The sequence below is a fragment of the Corallococcus sp. 4LFB genome, from assembly GCF_046520365.1.
Taxonomy (GTDB): Bacteria; Myxococcota; Myxococcia; order Myxococcales; family Myxococcaceae; genus Corallococcus; species Corallococcus caeni.
In genome coordinates, this window is record NZ_JBKGHJ010001241.1 from 1 (window position 1) to 442 (window position 442).

The 442-nt window shown below is 67.0% G+C and carries 1 protein-coding gene; it reads left to right on the forward strand.

All coding sequences use genetic code 11. From position 1 onward, the window contains the following. On the forward strand, positions 1 to 442 hold a 442-nt coding region (locus tag ACLEQD_RS45130), incomplete at both ends, for a condensation domain-containing protein (RefSeq protein WP_410392027.1).

Here is a 442-nt window from a genome sequence, read left to right on the forward strand (position 1 = left end):
ACCCGCGCGGAGACGGAGGGCCTCATCGGCTTCTTCGTCAACACGCTCGTCCTTCGCGCGAAGCTGGAAGAGGGCCAGTCCTTCCGGGCGCTGCTTCAGCAGGTGCGCGCCACCGTGCTGGAGGCCTACGAGCACCAGGAGGTGCCCTTCGAGAAGCTCGTGGAGGCCCTCCAGCCGACGCGCAGCCTCAGCCACACACCTCTCATCCAGACGCTGCTGGCGCTCCAGAATGTGCCCACGGAGGACGTGCGATTGCCGGACCTGCGGCTGCGAGGCCTGGAGTCCACCCACTCGACGTCGAAGTTCGACGTGAGCCTCTTCTTCACTGAAGGGGCTGAAGGCTTGCGCGGCACGCTGGAGTACAGCACCGCCCTCTTCAAGCAGAGCACCGTCGAGCGGATGGCGAGCCACCTGCGCACGCTGTTGGAGGCCGTGGCCGCGA